The sequence below is a fragment of the Acetobacter tropicalis genome (assembly GCF_001580915.1).
GTDB classification, from domain to species: domain Bacteria; phylum Pseudomonadota; class Alphaproteobacteria; order Acetobacterales; family Acetobacteraceae; genus Acetobacter; species Acetobacter tropicalis.
The window spans coordinates 1-8,243 of record NZ_LHZQ01000138.1 but is presented as its reverse complement, the minus strand read 5'-3'; the positions used below and the strand labels follow the sequence as shown (position 1 = coordinate 8,243).

Here is an 8,243-nt window from a genome sequence, read left to right as displayed (position 1 = left end):
GGTACCCCCTGAGTCACCTCAAGCAACGGTTGGTATTACATTCATCAATGCCGTGCAAGGGGGCGAGGTTACGGAGGCTGTGGCAAAAGATGGTGTTCTGGTCAAAAAAGACGATGTTCTGGCCCGTCTGAGCAATCCGCAGCTTCAGCTGGATGTAACCTCCCGCGAGGCGTCAATTGCCAGTCAACTCGGGGCAGTCAGCGCGCAACGCCTGACATTGCAGCAAACCCGCACTACCGAAGAAACGCAGCTTGCTGAAACCCGCTATAATCTTCTCAAAGCGCGGCATGAACTCTCCATACGTGAACAGCTCCGGCAGCAGGGCTTTGAATCTGATGCCAACGTGCAGTCTTACAGTGATGAAGCAGACTATTATGCCCAGCGCCTTAAAAGGCTGGATGCCGCACGCACTCAGGATAGTCAGGTAGCAGACCGGCAGGAAAAAGAAATTGACCTGGAGGGGCAACGCCTCCGTTCCAATCTGGAAGTGGTTGAAAACAGCCTTGGCGCTCTGACCCTTCGTGCCCCGCTTGATGGTCGCCTGACCAATTTTGACCTCCAGCCCGGTCAATCTCTTAAGGCAGGCGACAGGATCGGGCAGATTGATAGTGAGGGCCTGTATCGCCTTGATGCCGATATTGATGAATTTTATCTGGGTCGCGTCGCAACTGGAGAGCGCGCGCAGGCGGACATTGGGGATATCAAAATTCCCCTCACCGTGACGCGCGTCCACCCTCAGGTCACCAATGGTCAGTTTCGGGCGGAACTGACATTTGACGTCCCTCCGCCACCGGGCCTGAGACGCGGTGAAAGCATTGATATCCGCATCACACTGGGGGAGACGCACAGGGCGCTGGTTCTGCCTAATGGTGCATGGCTTGAAGCCAGCGGTGGGTCCTCGGCTTTTGTCGTCGCAGGGAATGGCCGGAGTGCCGACCGTGTGACAATCACTTCCGGGCGCCGCAACCCCGAGCAGGCAGAAATTACAGGCGGCCTGCATGCGGGGGATCAAGTGATCATCTCTTCTTACAATTCCTATAAAAATTTCAACCATCTCGCCATCCACTAAGTGACAGGACTGCCAGCTATGCTCATTCACCTCTCCCGTATCCAGCGCCTCTATCGCTCCGACGAAGTAGAGACAACAGCCCTGCACGATATCGAACTGGAGATCGCTCAGGGAGAGTTTGTCGCCATTATGGGGCCATCAGGGTGTGGCAAATCCACCCTGCTCAATATTCTGGGCACAATCGACCGGCCTACAGCAGGCTCCTATCGTTTTGGTGGTGAAGAACTGACAAAACTCAATGAGGCCGCGCTTGCCCGCTTCCGCCGGGAAAACCTTGGCTATATTTTTCAGAGTTTCAATCTGATTGATGAGCTGACAATCGAAGAAAATATTGAACTAGCGCTTGTTTATCGAAACATCCCCAAACCAGAGCGCCGGAAGCGAGTTGCCCAGGCGATGGACCGTGTTGGGATTGCCCACCGTGCCAGGCACTACCCCTCCCAGCTTTCTGGCGGTCAGCAGCAGCGCGCCGCCATTGCCCGCGCCATTGTAGGAGAACCACGCCTGATTCTGGCTGACGAACCAACCGGCAACCTTGATACCGAAAACGGCACACAGGTGATGGATATTCTCCAAACCCTGAATGATGAAGGGTCCACAATCATCATGGTCACCCACTCCCCCAGCCATGCGGATCTGGCCAGACGCCGGGTTGATATGCTGGACGGACAGATTGTCATTTCCGTGCGCAATGTCATCTGAAAGATACCGTGATGATTGCATCTATTCTCAGAAGTATCGGTCGTCAGGCACGGCGGCATCCCCTGTATGTTGGTCTGAATGTTTTCGGTTTAGCTTTGGGGATTGGCGTCTTCCTCACCCTCGCTCTCGTTGTGCGCTTTGAATACAGTTTTAATACTGGTTTTGTGGATGCGGACAGGCTGGCACGCATGGATGAACACTGGTCCGAGCCGGGCACAACGCCTTATGAAAGTGCCGATGTCAGCTTCAGAGCATTGCCGTTTTTAAAACAGGATTTTTCGGAAATTGAGGACGGTGTAACATTTACGGCAACAAATCTGAATGTCGAGAAAAACGGGCAGTTCACACACTTTTCCGGTCGAATGACAGACCCCGGGTTTTTTCGGATGTTCTCGCTCCGGCTTTTGCAGGGCAATTCTGATACGGCACTGACGCGGCCTGATGGTCTTGTTCTCTCCCGGCAGGCCGCAATGACAGTGTTTGGCAAGCCTGATGTTCTGGGAAAAACTGTAGAAATCAACAGAATTGGGCAGAAAAGCACATATACCGTCACTGGTGTGCTGGGTGATGCTCCCTCCCCCGGCCTACTGGATAATGTGGATATGCTCCTGCCGGTCCCTCCGCAAGACCGGTTACAGCGCTCCTGTTTCCTTTTCTGGGCCAGTAGTTGTGGAGAAATTCTGCTTAAATTCCATAAACACAATGATATTGCTGCCGTAAACGCACGCCTTTCTGATTTTGTGCAACACCGAGCATCGGGCACAGCGGAAGACCAGATTTCCATTGGGGCAGATGGAAAAAGAGTCTACGCGCTCTCCGTTGTTCCTCTGAAGGAAACACATTTTCATGACTCACAGGTTGAGGATACGGCCAATAGTGCGGAACAATACGTTATTGATGGCATTGGTCTGATTGGTCTGCTTGCCCTTATTCTTGGGTGTGCCAATACCGTTAACCTCGCAACCGCCCGCGCTGGCCTAAGAGCAAAGGAAGTTGCTCTCCGCAAGACTCTTGGCGCTTCCCGTTTCATGCTGTTTACCCAGTTTATGGGAGAGGCCATGGTTTTTTCCTGCATTGCGGGCCTGAGCGGACTGGTGCTTTGTGAGATATGTGTCCCGGCTATTGCCAGCGTGACAGGGGAAGCCGTCCGCATTAATTATTATTTTATAGCGCTCTTGCTCCCGCTCGTAATCCTTGGGAGCGGTCTGGCATCCGGGCTTTATCCCTCACTGATTTTGTCAGGCTATAACCCTGCCTCTATTCTGGCAGCCGCCCGCATGCCCGCATGCCCGCAGGAGGGCGGAAAACAGCTATGCTACGGAACGTGCTGGTTGTGGCGCAATTTTCTGTCGCAATCTGCATCGTTATCTGCACACTAGTTATTGACCGGCAGACCAGTTTTCTGCGGCATGCCAACCGGGGTTACATCCAGTCTGGCCTGTTGATCGGCCAGCAGATGCACTCGAAAGATATCGAGGTGCAACGGCACATGCTGGATACGTTGCAATCCCTCCCTAACGTCACCTCCGTGACGTTAGGTGAACTCCAGCCCAATCCACATTCTCTCACCCGCACAGGTTTTGTTTATGAGAGTCCTGCGGGACAGGTTGAGGTGCAGATGCTGCGGGATCGCGTTTCATCCGATTACAGAGAAACCTACCAGCCCCGCCTGCTGGCCGGACGCTGGTTTGATGCCACACACGGGCAGGATGATGGCCCCTCCAACGCTGATTTTAAAAATGGGAACGGCAACTGGAACATTATCATAAACAGCAAAGCCTCCCTGTCTTTTGGCTTTAAAAAACCTGACGATGCTTTAGGGAAAATTATTAGAGAAGGCGCGAAGCACTTCACAATTATTGGTGTTATTGACGATATTCGTTTCGGTTCCCCGCGTGAAACTGTCTCTCCGGAAATTCTGTTCTTTTCCTCCCTACAACGCACCCCGTTTGATGATCCCGTCCCGGCTGTTCGTTTCTCGGGTGTTACTCCCGTTCTGATGTCTGAGCGGCTTGACCGAACATGGCGGACTCTCCTGCCTGATATTCCCAGCCATTTCTCCCCAGCGGATAAGCTCATGGAAGAATTTTATGCTGGAGATGAACAACGTGAACACCTGTTTACTCTTGGTGCAGTTGCCGCCCTGCTGATTGCCTGTCTTGGGCTTTACGGCCTGGCAGCATTTGCAGCCGCGCGCCGGGTGCATGAAATTGGTATTCGCAAAACACTGGGAGCAACCTCGGGCCAGACACTGGCCTTGTTACTCGGCGATTTTCTGAAACCGGTTCTCCTGGCCTGTCTGCTCGCCTGTCCGGCAGCATGGCTGCTCATGCGGCAGTGGCTGAGCGGATTTGATGAACGTATTTCTCTCTCCCCGGCCCTTTTCCTCTTTGCCGTGGCTGGAGCCACCCTTATCGCAACCTGCACAGTTCTGGGGCAGACCGTGCATCTTGCACGGGCCGAACCAGCACGCGCCCTCAGAGCGGAGTAATGCCCATGTCCCGCATTCTTGCATGCTTTGCCCTTGCAGTAATTCCGCCCTATGCCGCGCAAGCCCAGACCCTTCAGGATGCTTTGGCACATGCCTACCAGAGCAACCCGACCCTGCTGGGAGAACAGGCTAATCAGCGTGCCGTCACTGAAAACTCCGTGCAGGCTCGGTCCGGCTGGCGGCCGACTGTCTCTGTCAACATGGATGCCAATTACCAGCAGGGCCCGTACACCAACGCGTTTGCTCTGGGCAGCTATACATCAAACTATGCTGAAGGATATGTTGCGGCCAAACAGACACTTTACTCCTTTGGTCACACAGCCAATCAGGTAAAAGCTGCTGATGCACGCTCCCATGCCGCAGGGCACGCCTTACGCCTGACGGAAGCGCAGGTCTTCACCAACGTTATCACTGCCTACATGAATGTATTGCGGGACCGTTCGATAAAGGACATCCGCCAGGCGGATCTGACCATGCTCCAAAGACAGGTGCAACTGACGACTTCCCGCTATACTCTTGGCGGCGCGCCCTCCGAGCAGGTGACCAGAACTGACGTGGAACAGGCCGAAACACGCCGCCAGTCAGCAGAGGTGGCTCTGACGCAGGCCCGCGCCACCCTGGCTGCCTCCGAGGCACAGTTTCGGGCCGTTATTGGGGAAAACCCCACTCATCTTGTCATGCCAGTAGTGCTGCCCGGTTTGCCGTCCAGCATGCCGCAAGCCATGAAAATCGCCATTCAGTCCAACCCTCAACTTGCCCAGATGCGGGAGACAAAAAGTGCCACACTGGCGGATGTTGATACCGCCCGTTCACAATGGGGGCCGCAAATTCAGGTTCAGGGTACGTTTGGCACCATCGGGCCGGGTGCGCCTTTCCGTGGAAGAGAATACGGGGAACAAGTGACAGGAACGGTCTCGCTGGTTCAACCTCTCTATAATGGTGGCCTTTATAATTCCCAGATCAGGCAGGCACGCGATAAAGATGAACAGGCCCACCAGAACGTGGAACAGGCACGCCGCTCCGCTCTGCAGGATGTTGTGACATACTGGAATGCTGTCGAGAACGGCCTACAGGCCATAAGAGCAGGTCAGGCAGAAGTCCGCTCTGGTGAGACAACCTTAAAAGGCTATCAGCTTGAATATGGCTATGGCCTGCGCAGCACAACGGACGTGCTTTATGCGGACCAAAACCTTCGGTCCGCACAGGTGGAACTGGCCACCAGCCAGCATGACACCATTGTTGCACAAGCCCTGCTTCTGGCTGCCATCGGGCATTTACAGGCGCAGGATTTGATACCCAACGTCCACCCCTATGATGCTGGTGCTCAATTGCGCCACGCCCGCACACGTGACTGGGAGCCCCTTCAGGTGCCTTTGGCAGCACTCGACCGGGCTGGCTGGTGAGGGACAGGAGAACTGCAATGCTTACCGAAATTCTGACCCCGACATTCCGCACACTCTCCCGCCACCGGCTTTATACGCTGATCAATCTGATCGGACTTGCTCTCGGCATTGCTGTGTTTCTCATCATGATGCTCATTGTCCGATACGAAACCACTTATGATTCCTATATTCCACATGCCACCAACCTGTATCAGGTTGATGAACTACTCAAACCGGCAGGTCATGCTGCTTATGAAAATGATTCCGTTAGCTTCCTCAGTTTTCCGTTTTTAAGACAAGACTTCCCTGAAATTGACCATGCCATACGTCTTTTGAGTATCCCACAGGCAGTCCGCGCGGGCGAGATACTGGGGCGTGAGACCGTCACCATGACGGATCAGGATTTTCTATCCGTCTTTGACCTCCCTTTGCTATCTGGTGACAAAGCCACAGCACTTGACGCGCCAGGAAAGGTTATCATTTCCGCAAGCCTTGCCCGGAAATATTTTGGCACTGTGAACGCCTTAGGCCGTAAAATTCGTATAGATAATCATGAAGATGGTATTATTTCCGCTGTCATGGCAGATACGCCATCAAACTCGAGTGAAGTTTTCACTATTATTACTCTTTTCCCGAGCAAATTTTTTACAACACCGCCTTATACTCTTCCCTTTAAAAACTGGGGCAGTACATGGGGACACATCTATATCCGTATTGATAACCCCAATGCTGTTCCCCGTATCCGGAAAGAGTTAATGGCTTATCCGGCCCGCCATCCCGGTAATTATTCACAGAGCGGGATACAAAATATGTTTGGAGCAGGCGGCTTAATTTTAATACCAATGAAAGATATTCACTTTCACAACGCTCATATTGGCGATGGAGGCACAAGCCGTCAGCTTGTCGATATTCTGGCTTTAGTAGGGCTTGCAGCACTTGCAACTGCGTTGGTCAATTATATTAATATGGCAACCGCCCGGGCTGGTTTACGCGCAAAAGACGTGGCAATGCGTAAGGTGCTTGGTGCCTCACGCTTCTCTCTTGTTATCAGGTTCATGTCGGAAGCTATTTTCCTGACATTCGGCGCAGGCCTACTGGCTTTGGCGCTGGCCGAATTCGCCCTGCAATGGGTTAATGCCTTCGGCGGTTGGCAGATTTCTTACGACTGGTCTTTTATACTTCCTGTTGCCGGAAGCATTGCCCTCCTCTCTGGTGCGGCTGCGGGCCTTTACCCATCCTTTGTCCTTTCTGCGTTTCGGCCGGTGGATGTTCTGTCCGCAAGCAGAATGCCCGGTGGCGGGCGGCTTGACCGCACAGTCAGAAACGCACTGGTGACATTACAATTCACGTTTGCAAGCCTTCTGGCCATCTGCACCCTTATTATGGCCCAGCAGGCCCGCTTTGTGCAGGCTCTGGACCGTGGCATGACAAACCACGGGCTTATCGTAATTGATGCGCTCAGTGATGACACGCTGAAAAACCGACAGGCCTCCATCATGGCACGCCTTGCCGAGGTTGCAGGCGTAACGGTTGCAACACGCTCGGACCTCTACCCCCACCATATGTCAGACAGTGATGACTGGAAACGCCCCGGCCAGAGTACCGCCTTCAGCCTCCATTGGGGTTACGCAACGCCGGGATATTTTGAAACTCTTGGCGCTAGGCTTGTTGCAGGGCGATTGTTTGATGACGAGCATGGGCAAGACTACGCGCAGACAAATGCCACATCAGACAGCGGGAAGAATGTTGTCATTTCACGTCTAGCGGTAAAGCAGTTTGGCTTTTCCTCACCCGAGGTGGCTCTTGGGCAGAACATTCAGGAGGCTCAGGTACCCGACAAAAGCATAAAGTATCGCATTATCGGGGTTATTGAAGATATCCGCCTTGGAGGAATACAAAACTCCATCCCTCCCTTGCTCTTTTTTGGAACAAAAACGCCGATCGATTATGTCGCAGGTATTGTGCGCTATCAGGGCGCAAGCGGACAAATCGAAATGAGCCGCCTGCGCAAAGTATGGGAAGAAGTCGTGCCGGATGTGCCGTTTTCCGCCCGGGATGTGTCAGATATTCTGGCTGAGGATTACCGGTCTGACGCAAACCACAGTGCGCTTTTCAGTATAGGGTCACTCGTGGCTGTCGTAATCGCGTGTCTCGGTCTTTACGGTCTTTCTGCATTTACGGTCACGCGTAGGATGCAGGAAATCAGTATCCGCAAAGTTTTGGGGGCACGCTCACGGGATATTTTACGCCTTCTTATCGGCCAGTTTCTCCGCCCGATCATGTTTGCCACGGTCATTACGTGGCCTGTGGCGTGGATGCTGATGCAGACATGGCTCTCAAAGTTTGATCAGAGAATTTCTCTGACACCGGTCCCGTTTATGATTGTAACCCTCCTGACTCTTTGTGTCGCAGCAGTCGCCATTTTCAGTCAGGCTTGGCGGGCAGCACGCCGCCCTCCGGCGGCAGGCCTCCATCAGACCCTCTGAAAAAATTATTATTTAATACTTCCAGTATCCACAGCTTCAACATCAAACATAACGAGTTCAAAATTTCTGAGCAGAAAAAATATTTGGGGCTGGCATAGGTAAGCGAATAAAGG

6 protein-coding genes are annotated in these 8,243 nt (G+C 53.2%); all 6 read left to right on the top strand.

What is annotated here, in order from left to right; translation table 11 throughout:
* Positions 1-1,069 (top strand): efflux RND transporter periplasmic adaptor subunit (locus AD944_RS01740; RefSeq protein ID WP_061474704.1); only part of this gene is annotated, 1,069 nt, incomplete at its 5' end.
* 18 nt (positions 1,070-1,087) lie between these two features.
* The gene (locus AD944_RS01735) at positions 1,088-1,771 is read left to right on the top strand and encodes an ABC transporter ATP-binding protein (protein ID WP_045543286.1); all 684 of its coding nucleotides are present in this window, start codon (positions 1,088-1,090) and stop codon (positions 1,769-1,771) included.
* Positions 1,772-1,782: 11 nt separating this feature from the next.
* Positions 1,783-3,150, top strand: coding sequence for an ABC transporter permease (locus tag AD944_RS01730; protein ID WP_052427260.1), 1,368 nt, complete (start codon positions 1,783-1,785; stop codon positions 3,148-3,150).
* Positions 3,084-4,262: an ABC transporter permease gene (locus AD944_RS01725; RefSeq protein ID WP_061138868.1), complete on the top strand. Its 1,179-nt coding sequence runs from the start codon at positions 3,084-3,086 to the stop codon at positions 4,260-4,262. The genes AD944_RS01730 and AD944_RS01725 overlap by 67 nt, the downstream gene beginning before the upstream one ends.
* A gap of 5 nt (positions 4,263-4,267) precedes the next feature.
* A complete protein-coding gene (locus AD944_RS01720; RefSeq protein WP_145912904.1) occupies positions 4,268-5,665 on the top strand; it encodes a TolC family outer membrane protein in 1,398 nt (465 codons plus the stop codon).
* A 17-nt stretch (positions 5,666-5,682) separates the two neighbouring features.
* Positions 5,683-8,130 carry an ABC transporter permease gene (locus AD944_RS01715; protein ID WP_045543284.1) on the top strand — a complete coding sequence of 816 codons (2,448 nt, stop codon included), beginning with the start codon at positions 5,683-5,685 and terminating at the stop codon, positions 8,128-8,130.
* Positions 8,131-8,243: the final 113 nt, after the last annotated feature.

Coding starts and splice junctions, on each gene's coding strand:
- AD944_RS01735 (WP_045543286.1), top strand. CDS start 1,088: ATGCTCATTCACCTCTCCCGTATCCAGCGCCTCTATCGCTCCGACGAA.
- AD944_RS01730 (WP_052427260.1), top strand. CDS start 1,783: ATGATTGCATCTATTCTCAGAAGTATCGGTCGTCAGGCACGGCGGCAT.
- AD944_RS01725 (WP_061138868.1), top strand. CDS start 3,084: ATGCTACGGAACGTGCTGGTTGTGGCGCAATTTTCTGTCGCAATCTGC.
- AD944_RS01720 (WP_145912904.1), top strand. CDS start 4,268: ATGTCCCGCATTCTTGCATGCTTTGCCCTTGCAGTAATTCCGCCCTAT.
- AD944_RS01715 (WP_045543284.1), top strand. CDS start 5,683: ATGCTTACCGAAATTCTGACCCCGACATTCCGCACACTCTCCCGCCAC.